Origin of the sequence: Streptomyces sp. NPDC048637, from assembly GCF_040650675.1 — a bacterium.
Taxonomy (GTDB): domain Bacteria; phylum Actinomycetota; class Actinomycetes; order Streptomycetales; family Streptomycetaceae; genus Streptomyces.
Window position 1 is genome coordinate 206671 of record NZ_JBEZHQ010000009.1, and the last position, 19800, is coordinate 226470.

Genomic DNA, 19800 nt, shown 5'->3' on the forward strand with positions numbered 1-19800 from the left:
CGGTCGCCGGTGGCGGCCTCAGGAGCCCTGCAGGCTCTTGCCGGCCATGCGGAGCGCCCCCACAGCGGCCCGGATCGACGGCCTGCGGTCGGCGTCCGCGCGCCAGATGGCATAGACATGGCGGCGCATCGTATGGCGTACGGGCACCACGCTCACCCCCTCCGGCACCGGCCCACGGCCGAGGCGCGGAGCCACCGCGACCCCCAGCCCGGCCGCGATCAGGGCGAGTTGAGTGCCGTGCTCCTCCGCCATATGCGCGACGCGCGGCTCAATGCCCTTGCTGCGCAGCGTGAACATCAGCCACTCGTTGCAGAACTCCCCCTGGGGCCAGGAGATCCACTCATCGTCGGCGAACTCCTCCAGCTCCACCGACCGCCGCTGGGCCAGCGGATGGGTGGACGGCATCGCCACATCGGCCGGATCGTCCAGCAGCGGGGCCTTCGCCAGCCCGTCGGGCAGGGACAGCGGCCGGTTGTACCAGTCGAGGACGACCGCCAGATCGATGTCGCCGCGCACCACTCCACGGACCGACTCGTCCGGCTCCATCTCCGTCAGCCGTGCCCGCAGCTGGGGGTGCTCGGTGCGGAGGGTGACCAGCGCGGCCGGGAAGAGTCCCCGTGCCGCGGTGGGAAAAGCGCCCATTCGCAGCTCGCCCACCGCCTGGCCGCGATGCGCTTCCAGCTCGGCCTGGGCCAGCTCGACCTGCGACAGGATGCGCGTCGCATGGTCGGCGAGCAGCCGTCCGGCGTCGGTCAGCCGCACCCCGCGCCCGTTCTTCGCCAGCAGCTGCTGTCCGGTCTCCCGCTCGAGCTTGGCGATCTGCTGCGAGACGGCCGAGGTCGTCACATGCAGCCCGTCGGCGGCCGCGCTCACCGAGCCATGGCGAGCGACCGCACTCAGCGTCCGTAGGCGATCAAGGTTCAACATATAAGCAATGCTAAGCGATACCCCCCACGAATTATCGCTTGTGCTACGAAGTTGCCCGCCGCATCGTGGACCTCATGAGCACCGCCACCGGCGCACCCACCGCCCCCTCCGACACCACGAGAACTCCGGCCACCACTGCGACCCCCGCGGCCCCCGCGGCCGGCGGGAACGCCCCAGCCACCACGGCCACCACGGCCACCTCGCTCCGCGCCGCCCCGGCGACCGCGGCCGCGCAGGCCGGCGGCCGGGCCCGCGGCTGGCAGCTCCGCTTCGCCGCCCTCTCCCTCGTCTGGGGCTTCAGCTTTCTCTTCATCAAGGTGGGCACCCAGGGCTTCGCCCCGCTGCAGGTGACGCTGGGCCGGGTCGCCTTCGGTGCGCTGGTGCTGCTGGCCGTCCTCGCGGTCAAGCGCGAGCGGCTCCCCCGGTCCACCCGCACCTGGGCCCATCTGGCCGTTGCCGCGTTCTTCCTCAACGCGCTGCCGTTCTCCCTCTTCGCGTACGCCGAGCTGACCATCCCCTCGACACTGGCCGGCATCTGCAACGCCACCTCACCGCTGTGGGGCATGGCCCTGTCCGTCGTCGCGCTCTCCGAGGACCGCCCCACCCGGCGCCGGGTGGCAGGTCTGGGCCTCGGGTTCCTGGGGGTGCTCACCGTGCTCGGCGCCTGGCAGGGCTTCGCCGGCACGGATCTGACGGGCACCGTGATGGCGCTGGGCGCCTCGCTCTGCTACGCCATCGGCTGGATCTATGTCCGCCGCACCCTGGCGGGTGTCCCGCAGTCCCATCTGTCCATGTCCAGCGCCCAGCTGCTGCTGGCCACCGCCCAACTGGCCGTGGTGACACCACTGTTCACCACCGCACCGACCGCGTACCCGATCATCCCGCTGCTCGCCGTCTTCGCTCTCGGCGCCCTGGGTACCGGCTTCGCCTTCCTCATCCAGTACGGTCTGGTCGCCGAGATCGGCCCCACCACCGCACAGATGGTCACCTACTTCATCCCCGTGATCGCCACCGCGGCCGGTGTGGCCCTCCTGCACGAGCAGCTGAGCTGGAACACCCCGGTCGGCGCCCTCATCGTCCTGGCCGGCGCCGCCCTCACCCAGAGCAGGCCCCGCCCGAGCCGCCCGGCAACCCCGCCGACGGGTTCGACCGGTTCGACCGGTTCGACCACTGGCTGACCGGCACACCCCTGGCCCGGCCCACGAGCCCCACACCTCCGAGCCCCCGAGCCACACCTCGGGGGCTCCACAAGGCACCCCCGTGCCTCGGGGGACCCGCCATGCCCCGCCCTCGGGGGACCCGCCATGGGTACCCGCACCCAGGCGCCAACACCCTGGCCTTCTACGGCAGTTCCCTCCCCCGCCCCGAAGATCCGGTGCGTGCCGCACGACTACGCCACGGCCGCCACCACCCTCACTCGTACCGCCGCGCCTCCCCCACCCCCGTCGCCGCGGCAATGGCGTCCGCCACCGGGACGATGTCTTCGTCGGAGAGGCAGGAGACCGTGATGCGGATGCCGGGCGGCGAGTGCATGCGGAAGCGCGCGCCGGGGGCCACCGCCCAGCCGGAGTGCAGGAGCCGGGCCACCGCGCCGGTCTCGTCCGGGACCGGTATCCAGACGTTCATACCGCTGCGGCCGCGCGCACGGACTCCGCGCTCCGCCAGCGCCCGTATCAGCGCATCCCGCCGCCGGTCGTACGCTCCAGCCACCGCTTTCGGGTCGATCGCGGCGGTCCGCCACAGGTGGACGACGGTGTCCTGGAGCAGATGGCTGATCCAGCCCGGACCGAGGCGCTGACGGCCGCTCACCCGGTCGATGGTCAGCGCATCGCCGGTGAGCACGGCAAGGCGCAGGTCCGGGCCATACGCCTTGGCCGTCGAACGGACCAGGACCCAGTGGTCGGTGATCCCGGAGAGCGGATGGAGCGGAAGGTCGACGATGCCATGACCGTGGTCGTCCTCGATGAGGAGGATGCCGGGGTGTTCGGCCAGGAGGGTGCGGAGTTCGGTGGCGCGGGTGCGGCTGATGGCGGCGCCAGTGGGGTTCTGCGCCCGGTCGGTGATGACGACGGCACGGGCACCGTCCTGGACCGCGCGCAACAGCTGTTCCGGCAGCGGGCCCTCGTCGTCCACTCCGACCGGGACGGGGCGGAGTCCGAGTGCAGGGATGAGGTCCAGCAGGCTGCCCCACCCCGGGTCTTCCACCGCCACGGCGTCGCCGGGCCGCAGATGCGCGGCGAGCACCCGCTCCATGGCGTCCAGTGAGCCGCTGGTGACGGCGACGGGCGCCTCCGTCACACCGTCGGCGGCGAACGCCGCGCGGGCGAGGGCGGCAAGGTCGTCGTCCACGGCCGGTGTGCCGTAGAGCGCGGGGCGCCGTGCGCTGCGCGCGGCCGCCTCGGCCAGCGCCCGCTCGAACGGGGGCAGCAGCGACGGATCGGGGTTTCCGTCGGAGGCGTCCCGGACGCCCGGCGGCACCTCCACCCGCAGCGCCTCGCGTGACGTGCTCGCGGGGCGGGGGCGCACCCGGCTGCCGCGCCGGCCCGCGGTTTCGATCACCCCTCGGTCGCGGAGGGTGCGGTACGCAGCCGCGACCGTATTCGGATTGACCTCTAGATAGACGGCCAACTCCCGCAGCGGAGGCAGCACTTCGCCTGGTTGGAGCTTGCCCGCACCGACGGCTCGCTCGACGCTGGCGGCAATCTCCGATGCGCGCCGCCCTTCGATCCGATACTCTCCTAGCACAAACTTGAGTATGCACTAATGCAATGGAGAGCGCAATGGCCCGAGCCGAGTCGTACGAACCGACCACGCGCACGACCCCCACCCGCGCCCGCGAACGCGCCGCCTACGACCACGAGACGGTGCACGCCATCCTCGATGCGGGCTACGTCTGCCATCTGGGCTTCGTCCGTGACGGCTCCCCGGTCGTCCTGCCGACGCTCTACGGCCGGGTCGGCGACCGTCTCTATCTCCACGGTTCGACGGGGTCCCGCCCGCTGCGGATGGCCGGCGCGGCGCCGGACCCCGGCCTTGAGGTGTGTGTGACGGTCACCCATGTCGACGGTCTGGTACTGGCCAGGTCCGCGTTCCACCACTCCATCAACTACCGCTGTGTCGTGGTGCACGGCACCGCACATCAGGTGACCGACGAGGCGGAGAAGACGGCCGCGCTCGACGCGCTCGTCGACCATGTGCTGCCCGGACGCGCCGCGGACTCCCGTCCGGGCAACGCCAGGGAACTGGCCGCCACCTCCGTGATCCGACTCGACCTGCGCGAGGTCTCCGCCAAGATCCGCGCCGGCGGCCCCAACGACGACCCGGAGGATCTCGCACTGCCGCATTGGAGCGGCGTCCTTCCCGTGGCACCCGTCTACGGCGCCCCCATACCCTCCGACGACCTCGCGCCCGGCACGCCCGAGCCGGCGTATCTCTCCGCCCGCTGAGGAGCCACCGTGCTGATCCACCCCTGGGACGCCCCCTCCGAAGACGCCGAGTGGCAACAGTGGCTCGCGGCACACGACTTCGGCCAGCTGGCCGCCAATGGACGGCCCGGCGAACCACCCATGCTGCAGCCGCTGCACTTCGCCTACGACCCGGCACGCCACGAGGCCGTGACACATCTGGCCCGCCCCAACCCCCTCTGGGACGCGCTCGAAGACCGGCCGACGGTGCTGCTGAGCGTGGTGGACGACTACACCTTCATCCCCGGCCCCTGGCAGGCGGCCGAGGACCAGCCGCCCGAGCACGGCGTCCCCACCAGCTTCTATGCCGCGGTCCAGCTGATCTGCACCGCCCATGTCGTGGACGACCCGGAGGCGAAGGCGGCGCTGCTGCAACGGCAGATGGGCCACTTCCAGCCGGACGGCGGTTCGGCGCCGGTCGCCGCGGGTGCGGCTCCGTACGGACGGCTGCTGTCCGGCATCCGTGGTCTGCGGCTCGAAGTGCGGGAGGTCCGCGCCAAGTTCAAATACGGGGGCAAGCGGAGCGAGACCGTCCAGCACCGTGTCTCGGAACGCCTCGCCGAGCGGGACGGCCCCGGGGACGCGGCGGCCCGCAGCCACCAGCAGCGCAGACTGGCCGCGGCCGCCACGGGGAAGCCCGGTTCCTGACCGACGCCCTTGCCCCGCCGCCCCGAGGGCCCGGAGGTCCGGGTGCCCGGCCGACACCGCCGGCCGGGCACCCACTTCCTCAGCCCGCCACCGGCGCCGCCGGCCGCGCGGCCGTCACCGCCCCGCGCGCCTCGGTCACCGCCAGCGCGGCAACGGCCGTCAGCAGTACCCCCGTGCCGATCGCCGTCGCCATCGTCAGCCGCTCCCCGAGAAACACCACCGCGATGGCCGCGGCCGACACCGGCTCGATCAGTGAGATCACGGACGCGGTAGCGGCACGGACGGCGGCCAGGCCCGCGAAGTACAGCCCGTAGGCCAGCGCCGTCGGCACCGCCGCGATATAGCCCAGCAGGCAGATACTGCAGCCCAGTTCGTGCGCCTGGGGCCACAGCCCCTCCACCGCCGCGAGCGGCAGCAGGCCCAGCGCACCGACCGCGAAAGCGCTGACCGTCGAGGCGTACGGATCGCTGCCGCCGCCCCTGCCCAGCCGCCGGGTGATCAGCGTCATCGCGGCACAGCCGGCCGCCGACAGCAGGGCGTAGCCGATACCGGCCGGGCGGACAGTGGCACCGCCGTCGCCGCCGAGGACCAGCACCGCCAGCCCGGCCAGCGCCCCGGCGACGGCCAGGACCCCGCCCGCGCCGAGCCGTTCGCCCATCGTCACCCGCGCCCCGATGGCGATGAGGACAGGCCCCGCCCCCATGGTGACGACGGTGCCCACGGCCAGCCCGGTGGATTCGACGGCGGCGAAGTAGGCGGCCTGGAAGACGGCGAGGGCGACGCCCGTCATCACGGTCCGGGTCAGCCGCCGGCGCAGCAGCTCGGACGAAACGGGGGCGGGGACGGCGGCGGTGCCGGACCGGCGGCGCAGCAACGCCCGTACGGCGAGCAGCAGAACCAGCCCGCCGAAGGTGCGCCAGAAGGTGAGGGCCAGCGGGCCCAGTCCGCTGCCGCGGTAGAGGAGGGCGGCGGCCGCGCCCGCGGTGCCCCAGGCGGTCGCGGCGAACGTGACGTACAACAGCCCCCGGCCCACGGGCAGGGCGGAGGAAGGAGTGGCATGCATGGGAGAGGTACTCCGGGAAATCCAGGACGGCGTCATACGCCGTGGAGTGGTCGCGTGGTCCCGTGTGCAGGCAGCGACAAGCGGCTCGGGAACCAGCCCGGGCCGGGATTTTCTCGGAGGCCGCCGCCCGCGTTACGCGGCAGGAGGGGGCAGCACAGTCAAACGCATGATCGGCACCCTATGTCGCACAGGAACCGGCCGACAAGTCATCCCCGGGCCGGGCCGAGGACGCCGGGACGGCCGGGGACTCCGGCGCCCCGTTGCCCCCGGGGACGCCCACACCGTCGCCCGGCCCCGTCCCGGCTCCGGCCACCCGTACCTTCTCCGTCGCCTTGGGTTTGGCCGACTGCGCGATGAAGGCGCCGGTCAGCACCACCGCCCCACCGACGATCTGCGGTGCGGAGAGATGCTCGCCGAGCAGGACCCAGGCCAGGACCGTCGCGATGACCGCCTCCAGACAGGCGACCACTCCGGCCACCTGCGGCGAGAGCCGGCGGATCGACACCACTCCGGTGAGGTAGGCCGCCACCGTCGCGATCAGCACGATCCAGGCGAGCAACAGGACGGCGGGCACCTGGGTTCCGTTCATGTCCGCGCCGCCGCCGAGCACCGCCCAGTCCATGCCCCAGGGGCGGGCGATCACGGTGAGGAGGACGGCGCCGATCAGCAGGCCGTAGGCGATGACACCGAGCGGGTCCACCACGTCGTCGCCGTCGGTGCCGTGATCGGAGAGCACGAAGTAGCCGACCTGGCAGCAGGCCGCGCCGAGCGCGAGCGCGAGGCCGAAGGCGTCGAAGCTCAGCCCGGACCAGACCTCGACCACACAGGCCAGTCCGCCGACGGCCAGCACCACGCCGACCGCCGCGGCCCGGGTGACCGGCTGTTTCTGGACGAAGCGGACCCAGCCCAGCACGAGGGCGGGCGCCAGATATTCGATGAGGAGCGCGACACCGACGGGAATACGGGAGAGCGCGGCGAAGTAGCACGCCTGGACGCCGGCGACGGCGAGCAGCCCGTAACCCGCGAGCAGCGCGGGCCGGCGGCGCGCCAGATCCCGGTGACGCCAGGCGACCGGCAGCATGACCAGCGCCGCCCCGGCCACCCGCAGCCAGGTGACCTGCAGCGGTTCGAGGCCGGCGGCTATCAGGGGCTTGGCGGCGACGCCCGAACCGCCGAAGGCGAGCGCGGACAGCAGGGCGATACCGAGACCGGCACCGCGTCCTGCGGGCGCCCGACGCCGGCGCGCCCCGGGGGCGGGCGATGACTGCCGGCCCCCCAAGGACCCGGGAATTCCCTGGCCCGACCCGGTCGATGATCCTGCCGGGCTCCCCGAAGACGCGTGCATCCGGCCATCATGGCAGCCTTCGTCAGCAGTGCCACCCCCGAGACCCCTGTCAGTCCCGGCCGGTGCGCTCCCCGTCCAGACGGCCGGCGAGCCGGGCGGTGTCGACGGAGGCCCGGCGCAGCACCTCGACGGCCCGCGATTCGGGGTCGTCCACCAGCGCGGCGAGCAGGTCGAGGCAGCCCGCACGGGTGGCGTACCGGGCATGGGCGCGGTCCAGGGCGCCGTCCATCGCGGCGGCCGCGGCCGGTGACCATCCGGGGACGGCACCCTCGGCGACCACGGGGACCGCGCCGGAGTCCTCGATGGTGCCGTGCCAGCGGAGTCCGTAGCCGATGCTGCGCTGGACGAGGTAGCCGAGCAGCCGTGCGACCTGCGGTCCGCCGTCGAAGACCTCGCGCACGGCGGGATCCGACTCCAGGAGGCCGTGCAGCAGATGGGCGGTGTCGACCTGCCGGTCACCGTCGCGGGTGGCCCGCCTGCGGGCAGCGGATACGACCGACGCGAGCTCGACGGTGAGCTGTGTGTCGAGGTCCTCCGGGGCCGGGCCGGCGCCCCCACTGTACGCAGTACGGTTTTGCACAGCACCCACCCCACCAGCCTCTGAGTGCCGGAACATCACCGGCGGGAAGCATTCGCGTCTCCCACGCTGGTTGGGCGCGGCCACCCGGTCTCATCCTTGCGGAGGAGATGCACGGGAATCGTGGAGGCCGGACATTCAGGGACGGGACGCCGCCCGCCGGCCACGCCCCCTCCCCGGGCCGACCGCCCCGAAATCTGATGACCCATCAGCAAGGGCAGGTCCTCGCTCTTGAACCTTCATCCCGGCGGGGATACGTTCCGCGGCACCAGCCAGGGATCGTCACCGAAGGGGTGATCGCATGGCCGAAGTCACCGCACAGGCCCGTATCGAGGCACCTGCCGCGAAGGTCTGGGAGCGGCTCACCGACTTCGACTCCTACGGGGAGTGGAACGTCACCCACACCGCCTTCCCCAAGGGCGGCCCGGAATCACTCAAGGTGGGCGCCGGCTACGAGGAGAACATGAAGCTGATGGGCTTCCCCGCGGAGGTCGCCTGGACCGTGCGGGAGCTGGAGCCCGGCCGGCTGCTCGACATCGAGGGCAAGGGCCCGATGGGCGTCAGCCTGGGGATGCGCTACGAACTCACCCCGGACGGCGGGGCGACGGCCGTACGGATCGACGGGGCGTTCACCGGCGCCGCGGTCTCGCTGATGGCCGGCAAGCTCAAGGACTCGGCGGGCGCCGCACTGAACGAGTCGCTGCGCAAGCTCGCCGCCCTGGTCGCCTGACCCTTCGGGGGCCGCCCCCACCCCGGCCCCCGAAGGCCGCACCACTCCGCTCACCCTTCGCTCAGTCCTCCTCGGCGAGGATCAGATACAGCTCCTTGCGTGCCTTGTTGACCACCGCCATGGCCTTCTCCCGCTGCTCGGGACTGCCGGTGGCCCACACCTGCCGGAAGGCCTCGACCAGACCGCCGCCCGCCTTGCGGATCTCGTTCATCGCCTCCCAGTCGACGCCGCGCCCGGCATCCTCCCAGGGGGCGTCCGAGCCGCCGTCGGCCTCGGCGCGCCCGGCGTCGGTCAGCGAGAACAGCTTCTTGCCGCCCTCACTGGCGCTGGTGATCAACCCCTCGTCCTCGAGGAGCTGCAGCGTCGGATAGACCGAGCCGGGGCTGGGCTTCCACGCCCCGCCGCTGCGCTCGGCGATCTCCTGGATCATTTCGTAGCCGTGCATCGGACGGTCCTTGAGCAGCGCCAGGATCGAGGCGCGCACATCGCCGCGGCGGGCCCGGCCGCGCGGTCCGCCGCGCCCCCGGCCGCCCCCGAAGGGCGGACCTCCGAACGGCGGGCCGAACGGGCCGAAGGCCGCACGCCGCCGCTCCCAGCCGCCCATGAAGTCGCCGCGGCCGCCGTGGCGCCCGGGCCCGCAGTGCTCATGCCGGTGCTCATGTCCGTGTTCGTGTCCTTGGGAACGCATGATGACGTCCTCCATCTCTCTATCGTTGATCGGTCGCGATGCTTCAACGATATATCGGGACTGTTCGCCGAAGCAAGGCCCTGACTCACATCCGGGTGTCCGCCTCATCGCGCTTCGACGGACGCCGGCCTGCTCCCTGCTGCAACGACGCGCTGTACGCCCACCACTGATTCGAGAAGCGGATCACCAGAGCACCGTCGGAGTGAGGTTTCCGGCGAACCACGCATGGGGCCCCGTCCCGGCACCTCCGCTGCGGCTCCCCACCCCGGCCAATTCCCTCGAATTGGCCTTGGCCTGCGGCCTGGCGACACCCCTACGCTCACGGCCATGAGGATTCGCATCGTCGACGCCTTCAGTGAGCGTCCGTTCGCCGGCAACCCCGCGGGAGTCGTACTCCTCGACTCCGGCGCCTTTCCCGATACGGCCTGGCTGCAGCAGGTCGCCACCGAGGTCAATCTCTCCGAGACCGCCTTCGCCCACCCGCTGCCCGCGGGCGGCGACGCCGACTGGGCGCTGCGCTGGCTCACCCCGGCCGCCGAGGTGAACATGTGCGGGCATGCCACTTTGGCCACCGCGCACGTCCTGCACACCACGGGAACGGCCACCGGTACGGTCCGCTTCCGCACCCGCAGCGGGGTGCTCACCACGACGGCCGACGACGGCGGTTCGATCACCATGGACTTCCCGACCGCCCCGCTCACCCCCGTCGAGGTACCGCCGGCCGTCGCGGGCGCACTGGGCGCCGAGATCCGCTCCGCGCACGACACCGGCCCCGGTGTCGGCGATCTCCTGGTCGAGCTGGCCGACGAGAAGTCCGTACGGGCGCTGGCCCCGGATCTCAAGGCGCTCGCCGGGCACGGCGGCCGAGGGGTGATCACCACGGCACCCGCCGAAAACCCTGACGGCGGCTACGACTTCATCTCGCGCTGCTTCTTCCCCGGGGTGGGCATCGACGAGGACCCGGTAACGGGCAGCGCGCACACCGCGCTCGCACCGTTCTGGTCGGCGCGGCTGGGCCGTGCCGACCTGGTCGGCCTGCAGGGCGCCGCCCGCACCGGCTTCGTACGGACCGGGCTGCGCGGCGACCGTACGCTGCTGACCGGGTCGGCGGTCACGGTCATCGACGGGGAACTGCTGGTCACCGGCTGAGCCGGCCCGTACGGCGGCAGCCCCCGGGAGGCGCGGCAGGCACCGGCGGTGCCCCGCGCCTCCGCCGCCTCATGGCGTCGGCAGCCACCCCACCCGTCCGGCGAGCAGCGCATAGCCGACAAACGCCACGATGTCGATCAGGGCATGGGCGGCGACCAGCGGCCCGACCCGCCCCCAGCGCCGGTAGAGCAGGACGAAGAGCACGCCCATCACCATGTTGCCGACGAATCCACCGATGCCCTGGTAGAGGTGGTAGGAACCGCGCAGCACCGAGCTGGCCGCGAGCGCCGCGAGCGGCGACCAGCCCAACTGCCCCAGTCGGCGCAGCAGATACCCGACGACGATGACCTCCTCCAGGACGGCGTTCTGCACCGCGGAGGCGATCAGCACCGGGATCTTCCACCACACCTCGGGCAGCGCCTCGGGGACCACCGTCAGATTGAATCCGGCCGCCCGCGCACCCAGATACAGCAGCAGACCGCTGCCGCCGATGACGGCCGCCAGTGCGACGCCGCGGCTCAGGTCGAAGCCGGGCCGCCGCCGGTCGAAGCCGATCGCCCGCAGACCGCCGGCCCGTTCCCGCAGCAGCAGATGCGCCACCAGCACCACGGGCACCAGGGCGGTCGCGATACCGAACAGCTGCCAGGCGAGATCCAGCCAAGGCCGGCCGGGCGCATGGGAGCCGTTGAGCGTCGCCGCCTGGTCCTTGAGACCACCGGGCTTGGTCACCGACCCGATGAAGCTGATCAGCGCCGACAGCCCGCTGGCCCCCAGCGAGAGGGCCAGGACGATCCATGTCTCGCTCCGCAGGATGCTTCGGGACGGCTCCCCGACGAGCCCGTCACCAGGCCCTTGACCTGGAACGTTCGCATCGGCCACGGGACTTGTATCCGACTGCACACTTCCTCCGCTTCCGCATTACCGCCTCGCCGCCACCACCGCCCCGCTAGGGTCTCGGCAGCAGGTACGAAGATCGCGCGCGACAGGCCGGGGGCGGGCGCCATCCAGATGGCGCGTTTCCCCCTCCCCAGCGCATCCCGGTCGAGCTCCTAGAAGGCGAGGCGCTACCGCAATGGGACGACACAGCTTGCCCGACGGCTCCACACCGGCGCGCACGGGGGCCCGCCGGAGTGCACGTCCGCGCGCGCTGGTCCTCGCCACCGGCCTCGCGCTGACCCTCGCCGCCGGCACGGTCGTGGCGCTGGACAGCGGTCTGCTCCCGTTCGGCGGGCCGTGCGGCGGCGAGGCGACACGGCTCGATGTGGCCGCCTCGCCCGATGTCGCCCCGGCGATCGAAGCGGTGGCCAAGTCGGCGCGGGAGGAGGCGGCACACACCGACGGCAGATGCCTGGATGTCAAGGTCACCGCGCGAGCCGCCCACGAGATCGCCGACGCTTTCGGACAGCGGCCGGTCGGTCCCGAATTCCAGGTGTGGATACCGGATTCGAGCCTGTGGGTGGACCGGGTCGGCGCGGAGCGCGGGACCCCGCTGACCGCCGTCGGCACCATCGCCTCGTCCCCGATCGCGCTGGGCGCCGTCCCCAGGGCCGCCAAGTCGCTGGGCTGGCCGGCAAAGATCTACACCTGGACGGAACTGACCCGGGCCACGGCAGCCGGCGACGCACTGCACCTGGGCGTCGCCGACCCCTCCCGCAGCGCCACCGGACTGCTCTCACTGGCCCGCATCAGCGCCGCCAACACCCGGCAGGCACCGGACCGCGCCGCGGCGGACACCCGCACCGCCGCCACGGCGAGGCTGCTCAACCAGCGGGTCGCGGACGGCGACGGGCAGGCCATGGCCACCCTGCCACGCGACGGCTCCGCTGCGGAGCAGGGCAATCCGCGCCGCAACCAGGCGCTGCTGCTCTCCGAGCAGGCCGCTTTCGCACACAACGCGCGCAAGGACGGCGGGCCGGACCTGGACCTGCTCTACCCCAAGGACGGCACGGCCCGGCTCGACTACCCCTACACACTGGTCGACAACAGCGAGACAGAACCGGAACAGTCGCGCGCCGCCACCCGCTTCATGACACTGCTCAGCGAGCCCGCCGGACAGCGCGCACTGCGCCGGCACGGCTTCCGGGCCGGCAACGGCGAGACGGACCCGAAGGTGGTCAGCGCGGCCGGCGGACGCGATCCGCAGCCGTACTCCGCCGATCCCGCCGAGCCGCCGACGGTGAAGGAACTCCAGGCACTGATGGGCATGTGGACGATCACGGTGCAAAGCGCCCGGCTCTCCACCGTCGTGGACGCCTCGGCGTCGATGGGCGCCCCCGTCCCCGGTCACAGCGGCCGGTCCCGGATGGACCTCGCCAAGAATTCCCTCCTCCAGGCGCTGACCACGTTCACCTCCGACGACGAGATCGGGCTGTGGAAGTTCGCCACCTCACTGGACGGCGACAAGGACTATGCCGAGCTGTCCCCCACCGAGCGGCTCGGCGGCCGGGACAAGGACGGCACCGCCCATCGCGATGCGCTCGCCGGCGCCTTCCGCGCGCTGGCCCCGGAGCCCCAGGGCGCCACCGGCCTGTACGACACCACGCTCGCCGCGTACGAGAAGGCCCGCTCGACCTACGCGAGCGGGAAGTTCAACGCGCTGGTCATCCTCACCGACGGCACCAACGACGACGCCCACGGCATCGGCCTCGACGCTCTGGTGGGCAAGCTGGAGAAGCTTTCCGACCCGAAACGGCCGGTGCCGCTGATCGCCCTCGCGATCGGCCCGGCGGCCGACACCTCGGCCCTGGACCGCATCGTGGCGCCGACCGGCGGCTCGACGCACCTGGTCAGCGACCCGTCGCAGATCCACCAGGTGATGCTCAAAGCCATCATGGCGGCGGGCAGCAACGGACCACACTGAACCCCGGCTACGCCCCCTCCGCCGCCGCCTGCCGTGGTCCCGGTACGGCGGAGCGCTCAGCGGCCGGCCAGGCGACCGGCCAGGTGTGCACCGGCTTCCCCGTGTGCATCAGCTCGCTGTAGCGCCGGGTCATCGCGGCGAGCGCGGCGTCCCGGTCCAGGCCTTGGCGCCGGGCGTGGTGGAAGGCCGCGGCCTGCCAGGACGCCCCGTTCACCCGGCGCCGGCAGCGCTCGTCGATGATGCCGAGATAGTGGTCACGATCGGCCGGTTCCACCCCCCAGGCGTCCAGCCCACGGGCCGCCAGCGGCAGCAGCTCCTTGCGTACCAGCCGTACGGCCGGGATGGCGGCGATACCGCCCGCCCGCCCGGGACGCGGCCAGTCCAGGGTGGCGTCGATGCCGTACCGGCAGGCGGAGTCGAAGTTGCGGGACGCGGCGGCGAACGGGAGCCGCGACCACACGGGGCGCGGCTCCTCGGCCAGCGTCCGCACCAGGCCGTAGTAGAAGGCGGTGTTGGCGATGACGTCGGCGATGGTGGGGCCGGCCGGCAGCACCCGGTTCTCGACCCTGAGGTGCGCGACGCCGTCCGCGACCGCATAGACCGGGCGGTTCCAGCGGTAGACCGTGCCGTTGTGCAGGACCAGTTCGGCCAGGTCGGGCACTCCGCCCTCGTCGAGGAGTTGCAGCGGCTCCTGTGACCCGCACACCGGCAGCAGCGGCGGGAAGTACCGCACATTCTCCTCGAACAGGTCGTACGCGGAGTCGATCCAGCGCTCACCGAACCAGGTGCGGGGGCGTACCCCCTGGGCCTGCAGCTCGGGCGAGCGGGTGTCGGTGGCCTGCTGGAAGACCGGCGGCCGGGACTCGCGCCACAGCTCACGGCCGAAGAGGAACGGTGAGTTGGCGCCGACCGCCACCTGTACCGCGGCAATGGCCTGTGCTGCGTTCCAGACAGCGGCGAAGCGGCCCGGTGTCACCTGGAGGTGCAGCTGGACCGACGTACAGGCGGCTTCCGGTGCGATCGAGGGCGAACGGGAGACCAGGTGCTCGACGCCCCGGATGTCCAGTGCGAAGTCCTCGCCGCGAGCCGCCCGCATCTGGTCGTTGAGCAGGACATAGCGGTCGTTCTCGGAGAGGCTGGCGGCCGTGAGATCGGTGGCGTGCAGGGTCGGCAGAATGCCGATCATCACGATCCTGGCGGCGACTTCCCGGGCCTTCCTTTCGGCGTAGCCCAGTCCCGTACGGAGTTCCTCGGCGAGCTGGTCCAGCACGCGGCCGCTCAAGCGGTGCGGCAGGACGTTGACCTCAAGGTTGCACTGGGCGAGTTCGGTCTGGAAATCGCCGCTGGCGATGCGCTCCAGTACTTGAGAGTTCATCATGCGGGGCAGCCCGTCGGCACCGGCAAGATTGAGTTCGATCTCCAGACCCATGAGATTCCTGGGCCGGTCGAACCGCTTCTCCGTCAGGAGCCTGTGCAATCCCTCGAGACAGTCGTGAAGCTTTCTTCGATAACGCTCCCGGTCCGCCAGGTCGATCCCGTCCGCGGCGACCTTCTCCCCCATCGAAGGGTCCCTCCTCGAGTGAACAGCCCGCTACCACGGGCCGCTTGGGGCCGTCCCCGACACCGCCGGGGTTCGCGCTACGGTCGATGATGCCCCGGCAATCTGATCAATAACGCCGCGGGGGCAGGCCCGTGCCGATAGGCTCGAAGTGATGCAGCATCCGGCACTGCCCATAGGCATATCCGGGAGGCACTCGCCCACGGTAATTCGCTCGTGAGAAACACCAACGAGTTCCGGCCTACCGCACTGGTAAGGCAATACGAGGTGGTGTCTTCAAAACGCCGCACAAAGCGGCGGAAAACACCTCGCGCAGCGGTCCGGATTTCACCTTGCCGGAAATCCGCAAGGCCGGTAGCCGAAACACATTCAGAACATACGTCGTATAAACTCCGCTTACGAGGCAGAGACTTGGCGCACAGCGTCCCGGTGGTCTCACCGGCACTGGGGCACAGCGGCTGACCCCGCCGCGCCGCAGCCCCGGCCGGCCATGCTCTGACCCCGCACGCAGACAGCGCCGTTTGCACCCGCCACGCTCCACCGTGTCTCCGAAGTGAGAGGCGACCCATCATGCCGCTGCACCTTCCCCCTGCCCCCGCGCCCGCCCTGCGCAGCGTTCTCGCCGCTCTCGGCTCACCCACCGCGGTCCGCGAGGCCCCGGTCTCCGCGCTGCGCGCTCATCAGGGTCCGCTCAGCCCCGACCACCCGCTGCCCGTCCATGTCTGGGACGACGTCAGCCGGGCCGGCGGCACCCCGCACACCCGGCTGGCCGGCTGGCGCTTTCTGGTCCGCGGCGGGGAGCGTGCCGTGGCGACCGCTGAGGCGGTGCTCACGGCGGACGGCTGGACCTTCGGGCACTTCTGCGGCGGCCCCTACGTCGCCGCGACCGAGCAGGCGCTGGCGCAGGCCGAGTCACTCGCCACGCCCTACCAGCCGCGTCTGCTGTCCGTCCCCGAGCTGTACATGCTCACGCTGTGGCTGCACCACGACCTCACCTCCGACGGCGCACAGGGGCTGCCCGCACCCGGCGACCTGCTGGTACCGCTGGCACCCGCCCCGCCGGGCATCGCCGCGCACCGCCCGCAGCGGATCGCCGATCTGCTCCCCCGGCTCACCCTGCGGCTCGCGCCCACCCCGCTCCTCGCCGAACCCGCCTGACCCGGCAGCGCCGGCGCGCCCGCGCGCGCGGAACCCGGCGCCCGCCGCCCCGCCCGAGCATGCCCCGCGGCCCCGTCCGGCCGCGGGGCGCTCTGTCGTGCTCACCCACGCGGCCTAGTCCGCGGTTACCACTCCCAACCCTCTTGGGGAGGAGTGCAATTGGGAGCAACCGCCCGCATGGGTGACGCGTCCCTATCGAGTGAGTACCGCTGCTGCGAAATCCCTGCGGAATCCCGTCCGTGGGGCAACACTGGGACCGACCGACAGAAACGGGGGCGCGGCCATGAACACCTCATCGAGCCGCATGACGACGTTCACTTCACCGCAGCGAAAGACAACTTCCATGTGTCAGCACCAACCGCCATGCCCCTCAGCAGACTCCACCGACCGGGAGGCCGCACACCTTGTGGCGCACCATCCGGAGCAGGGCTGGAGCCTGCTCTGCAACGGCGTCCTGCTCTTCGAGGACACCGGTGAGCTGCTCCCCGACGGGCAGGTCATCGCCCCGCACCGCGCCCGGGTCATCGCGGCTGCCTGACCCGCCGCGCTCGCCACGTACCACAGGGCCCCCGGCAGATCTGCCGAGGGCCCTTGCTGCTGCCATGACTCAGTTGTCGTACTCCTCCAGAGGCGGGCAGGAGCAGACGAGGTTACGGTCGCCGAAGGCACCGTCGATGCGGCGCACCGGCGGCCAGTACTTCTCCGACGCGGCGACACCGGCCGGGAAGACGGCCTCCTCGCGGGTGTACGGGTGCGACCAGTCGCCGCCGAGCGCGCCCGCGGTGTGCGGAGCGTTGCGCAGCGGGTTGTCGTCCTTGGCCCACTCCCCCGAGCCGACCTTCTCGATCTCCGCGCGGATGGCGATCATCGCGTCGCAGAACCGGTCCAGCTCACCGAGGTCCTCGCTCTCGGTCGGCTCGATCATCAGCGTGCCGGCCACGGGGAACGACATCGTCGGCGCGTGGAAGCCGTAGTCGATCAGCCGCTTGGCCACATCGTCGATGCTCACCCCGGTCGCCTTGGTCAGCGGCCGGACGTCGATGATGCACTCGTGCGCCACCAGGCCGCCGGGGCCGGTGTAGAGCACCGGGTAGTGCGGTTCCAGACGCTTGGCGATGTAGTTGGCGCTGAGGACCGCGACCTGGGTGGCGCGCTTGAGGCCCTCGGCGCCCATCAGACGGACGTACGCCCAGGAGATCGGCAGGATGCCGGCCGAGCCCCAGGGAGCCGCGGAGATCGGCCCGACGCCCGTCTCGGGGCCGGCGCTCGGCTGCAGCGGGTGGTTGGGCAGGTACGGCGCCAGGTGGGCGCGGACGCCGACGGGGCCGACACCGGGGCCACCGCCGCCGTGCGGGATGCAGAAGGTCTTGTGCAGGTTCAGATGCGAGACATCGCCGCCGAACTTGCCGGGCTCGGCGAGCCCGACCAGCGCATTGAGGTTGGCGCCGTCGACATAGACCTGGCCGCCGGCCTCGTGCACCGCCGCGCAGATCTGGGTGATGTGCTCCTCGAACACGCCGTGGGTGGAGGGGTAGGTCACCATCAGGACCGCGAGCTCGTCACGGTGCTTCTCGATCTTGGCGTGCAGATCGTCGGTGTCGACCTCGCCGTCCTCACCGGTCTTGACGACGACGACCTTCATTCCGGCCATCACGGCGCTGGCGGCGTTGGTGCCGTGCGCCGAGGACGGGATCAGGCAGACCGTGCGCTGCTCGTCACCGTTGGCGCGGTGGTAGGCGCGGACGGCCAGCAGACCGGCCAGCTCGCCCTGCGATCCGGCGTTCGGCTGGATGGAGACCTTGTCGTAGCCGGTGACCGTGGCCAGCCGCTCCTCCAGCTCCTGGATCAGCGTGAGGTAGCCCTGGGCCTGGTCGGCCGGCGCGAACGGGTGCAGCTGGCCGAACGCGGGCCAGGTGACCGGCTCCATCTCGGTGGTGGCGTTCAGCTTCATCGTGCAGGAGCCGAGCGGGATCATGCCGCGGTCCAGCGCGTAGTCCTTGTCGGCGAGGGTGCGCAGGTAGCGCAGCATCGCGGTCTCGGAGCGGTACTCGTGGAAGACCGGGTGGGCGAGGTAGTCGTCGTGACGCAGCAGCGCCTGCGGCAGCGCTTCGGCGGCGGCCGCGTCCAGCTGCTCGACGTCACCGGGCACCCCGAAGGCGCCCCAGACACCGGCCAGCTGCGCACGCCCGGTGGTCTCGTCACAGGCGATGCCGACCAGGTCCGCGTCGACCTGCCGGAGGTTGACACCGGCCTCCCGGGCGGCGGCGGCGACCTCGGCGGCCCGGCCGGGCACCCGCGCGGTCAGCGTGTCGAAGTACGCACCGTGCAGGACCTCCACCCCGCCGGCCCGCAGGCCCTCGGCGAGGATCGCGGCGTAGCGGTGGGTGCGCCGGGCGATGGTCCGCAGGCCCTCGGGGCCGTGGTAGACCGCGTACATCCCGGCCATGACCGCGAGCAGCACCTGCGCGGTGCAGATGTTGCTGGTGGCCTTCTCCCGGCGGATGTGCTGCTCACGGGTCTGCAGCGCCAGGCGGTAGGCCTTGTTGCCGTCGGCGTCGACGGAGACGCCCACCAGACGGCCGGGGAGGCTGCGGGCGAACTGGTCACGGACGGCCATGAAGCCGGCGTGCGGTCCGCCGAAGCCCATCGGGACGCCGAAGCGCTGGGTGGTGCCGACGGCGATGTCCGCGCCGAGCTCACCGGGCGAGGTCAGCAGCGTCAGGGCGAGCAGATCGGCGGCGACGGTGACGATCGCGCCCAGCTCGTGGGCCTGCTCGATCACGGCGCGGGGGTCACGCACCGCACCGGAGGCTCCCGGGTACTGCAGCAGCACACCGAAGACACCGCGCTCGGCGATCTCGGCCGGAATGCCGTCGGACAGGTCCGCGACCACGACCTCGACGCCCGTGGGCTCCGCACGGGTCTCGATCACGGCGATGGTCTGCGGCAGACAGTCGGCGTCGACCAGGAAGACGCCCTGCTTGACCTTGCCGACCCGGCGGGCAAGAGCCATCGCCTCGGCGGCGGCGGTGCCCTCGTCCAGCAGCGAGGCGCCGGAGGTGGGCAGCCCGGTCAGGTCGGCGACCATCGTCTGGAAGTTCAGCAGCGCCTCCAGGCGGCCCTGCGAGATCTCCGGCTGGTAGGGCGTGTACGCCGTGTACCAGGCCGGGTTCTCCATGACATTGCGCAGGATCACCGGCGGGGTGAACGTGCCGTAGTAGCCGAGTCCGATCATGGACGACAGGACCTGATTGCGGTCCGCCAGGCCCTCCAGCTCCTTGAGCACCTCGGCCTCGGTACGGGCGTGCGGCAGGCCGAGCGCCTCGGCGCTCTTGATCACATCGGGCACGGCAGCGGCGGTGAGCTCGTCCAGCGACCCGAATCCGATGTGCGCGAGCATCTTCGCCTGCGCCGCGTGGTCGGGACCGATGTGCCGGCGCTCGAAGGGGGTGCCGCGTTCCAGCTCGGTCAAGGAGATGCGATTGGTGGTCATCTGCGGGGGCCTCCTGGTCAATACGACCTACGAGGGGCACCACGGCACGGGTGCCCGGACGGCCTCCCCCTCTGTCATCTCAACCTGAGAGCTTCACCGGCCCGCACATGGCGGTCCGGCTTTCACCGTCGGTGAGGAGG

Annotated in this window: 17 protein-coding genes; 8 read left to right on the forward strand and 9 right to left on the reverse strand. The window is 71.9% G+C overall.

All coding sequences use genetic code 11. The features are described from left to right. Window positions 1-18: 18 nt before the first annotated feature. Window positions 19-927, reverse strand: coding sequence for a LysR family transcriptional regulator (locus AB0C46_RS15155; RefSeq protein WP_362828262.1), 909 nt, complete (start codon window positions 925-927; stop codon window positions 19-21). Window positions 928-1001: 74 nt separating this feature from the next. Here AB0C46_RS15155 and AB0C46_RS15160 point away from each other — a divergent pair, with 74 nt between their 5' ends. Further along, on the forward strand, window positions 1002-2105 hold the full coding sequence (locus AB0C46_RS15160; protein WP_362828263.1) for a DMT family transporter: 1104 nt from the start codon (window positions 1002-1004) through the stop codon (window positions 2103-2105). A 235-nt stretch (window positions 2106-2340) separates the two neighbouring features. Here AB0C46_RS15160 and AB0C46_RS15165 read toward each other — a convergent pair whose 3' ends face one another. Beyond that, window positions 2341-3672, reverse strand: coding sequence for an aminotransferase class I/II-fold pyridoxal phosphate-dependent enzyme (locus AB0C46_RS15165; RefSeq protein ID WP_362828264.1), 1332 nt, complete (start codon window positions 3670-3672; stop codon window positions 2341-2343). 35 nt (window positions 3673-3707) lie between these two features. Here AB0C46_RS15165 and AB0C46_RS15170 point away from each other — a divergent pair, with 35 nt between their 5' ends. Together AB0C46_RS15170 and AB0C46_RS15175 are read left to right on the forward strand one after the other, a co-directional pair. Further along, window positions 3708-4373 carry a pyridoxamine 5'-phosphate oxidase family protein gene (locus AB0C46_RS15170; RefSeq protein WP_362828265.1) on the forward strand — a complete coding sequence of 222 codons (666 nt, stop codon included), beginning with the start codon at window positions 3708-3710 and terminating at the stop codon, window positions 4371-4373. 9 nt (window positions 4374-4382) lie between these two features. Beyond that, window positions 4383-5039, forward strand: coding sequence for an FMN-binding negative transcriptional regulator (locus AB0C46_RS15175; RefSeq protein ID WP_362828266.1), 657 nt, complete (start codon window positions 4383-4385; stop codon window positions 5037-5039). A 79-nt stretch (window positions 5040-5118) separates the two neighbouring features. Here the strand turns inward: AB0C46_RS15175 and AB0C46_RS15180 are convergent, their stop codons facing one another. The 3 genes from AB0C46_RS15180 to AB0C46_RS15190 all read right to left on the reverse strand — a co-directional run bounded on the left by AB0C46_RS15180 (window position 5119) and on the right by AB0C46_RS15190 (window position 8027). Then, the gene (locus tag AB0C46_RS15180) at window positions 5119-6102 is read right to left on the reverse strand and encodes an EamA family transporter (protein WP_362828267.1); all 984 of its coding nucleotides are present in this window, start codon (window positions 6100-6102) and stop codon (window positions 5119-5121) included. Between the two features lie 178 nt (window positions 6103-6280). Beyond that, window positions 6281-7447, reverse strand: coding sequence for an EamA family transporter (locus AB0C46_RS15185; protein WP_362828268.1), 1167 nt, complete (start codon window positions 7445-7447; stop codon window positions 6281-6283). Between the two features lie 49 nt (window positions 7448-7496). Continuing rightward, complete coding sequence (locus tag AB0C46_RS15190) at window positions 7497-8027, reverse strand: Clp protease N-terminal domain-containing protein (RefSeq protein ID WP_362828269.1); 531 nt, start codon at window positions 8025-8027, stop codon at window positions 7497-7499. Window positions 8028-8325: 298 nt separating this feature from the next. Here AB0C46_RS15190 and AB0C46_RS15195 point away from each other — a divergent pair, with 298 nt between their 5' ends. Beyond that, a complete protein-coding gene (locus AB0C46_RS15195; protein WP_362828270.1) occupies window positions 8326-8754 on the forward strand; it encodes an SRPBCC family protein in 429 nt (142 codons plus the stop codon). A 61-nt stretch (window positions 8755-8815) separates the two neighbouring features. Here the strand turns inward: AB0C46_RS15195 and AB0C46_RS15200 are convergent, their stop codons facing one another. Continuing rightward, complete coding sequence (locus tag AB0C46_RS15200) at window positions 8816-9442, reverse strand: PadR family transcriptional regulator (RefSeq protein ID WP_362828271.1); 627 nt, start codon at window positions 9440-9442, stop codon at window positions 8816-8818. A gap of 327 nt (window positions 9443-9769) precedes the next feature. Here AB0C46_RS15200 and AB0C46_RS15205 point away from each other — a divergent pair, with 327 nt between their 5' ends. After that, window positions 9770-10591 carry a PhzF family phenazine biosynthesis protein gene (locus AB0C46_RS15205; protein ID WP_362828272.1) on the forward strand — a complete coding sequence of 274 codons (822 nt, stop codon included), beginning with the start codon at window positions 9770-9772 and terminating at the stop codon, window positions 10589-10591. A gap of 69 nt (window positions 10592-10660) precedes the next feature. Here the strand turns inward: AB0C46_RS15205 and AB0C46_RS15210 are convergent, their stop codons facing one another. Further along, window positions 10661-11470 carry a CPBP family intramembrane glutamic endopeptidase gene (locus tag AB0C46_RS15210; protein ID WP_362828273.1) on the reverse strand — a complete coding sequence of 270 codons (810 nt, stop codon included), beginning with the start codon at window positions 11468-11470 and terminating at the stop codon, window positions 10661-10663. A gap of 193 nt (window positions 11471-11663) precedes the next feature. Between AB0C46_RS15210 and AB0C46_RS15215 the strand changes: the two genes are divergently transcribed. Continuing rightward, window positions 11664-13451, forward strand: a complete 1788-nt coding sequence (locus AB0C46_RS15215) for a substrate-binding and VWA domain-containing protein (protein ID WP_362828274.1) — start codon at window positions 11664-11666, stop codon at window positions 13449-13451. Between the two features lie 7 nt (window positions 13452-13458). Here the strand turns inward: AB0C46_RS15215 and AB0C46_RS15220 are convergent, their stop codons facing one another. After that, entirely contained in the window at window positions 13459-15012 is a 1554-nt protein-coding gene (locus tag AB0C46_RS15220) for a glutamate-cysteine ligase family protein (protein ID WP_362828275.1), read from the reverse strand. Between the two features lie 567 nt (window positions 15013-15579). Here AB0C46_RS15220 and AB0C46_RS15225 point away from each other — a divergent pair. Together AB0C46_RS15225 and AB0C46_RS15230 are read left to right on the forward strand one after the other, a co-directional pair. Then, window positions 15580-16167 carry a hypothetical protein gene (locus AB0C46_RS15225; RefSeq protein WP_362828276.1) on the forward strand — a complete coding sequence of 196 codons (588 nt, stop codon included), beginning with the start codon at window positions 15580-15582 and terminating at the stop codon, window positions 16165-16167. Window positions 16168-16510: 343 nt separating this feature from the next. Beyond that, window positions 16511-16705, forward strand: a complete 195-nt coding sequence (locus AB0C46_RS15230; protein WP_042152060.1) for a DUF5999 family protein — start codon at window positions 16511-16513, stop codon at window positions 16703-16705. Window positions 16706-16774: 69 nt separating this feature from the next. On the opposite strand, the gene gcvP is transcribed toward AB0C46_RS15230, so the two are convergent. Continuing rightward, entirely contained in the window at window positions 16775-19660 is a 2886-nt protein-coding gene (gene gcvP, locus AB0C46_RS15235; protein ID WP_362828277.1) for an aminomethyl-transferring glycine dehydrogenase, read from the reverse strand. Window positions 19661-19800 lie beyond the last annotated feature (140 nt).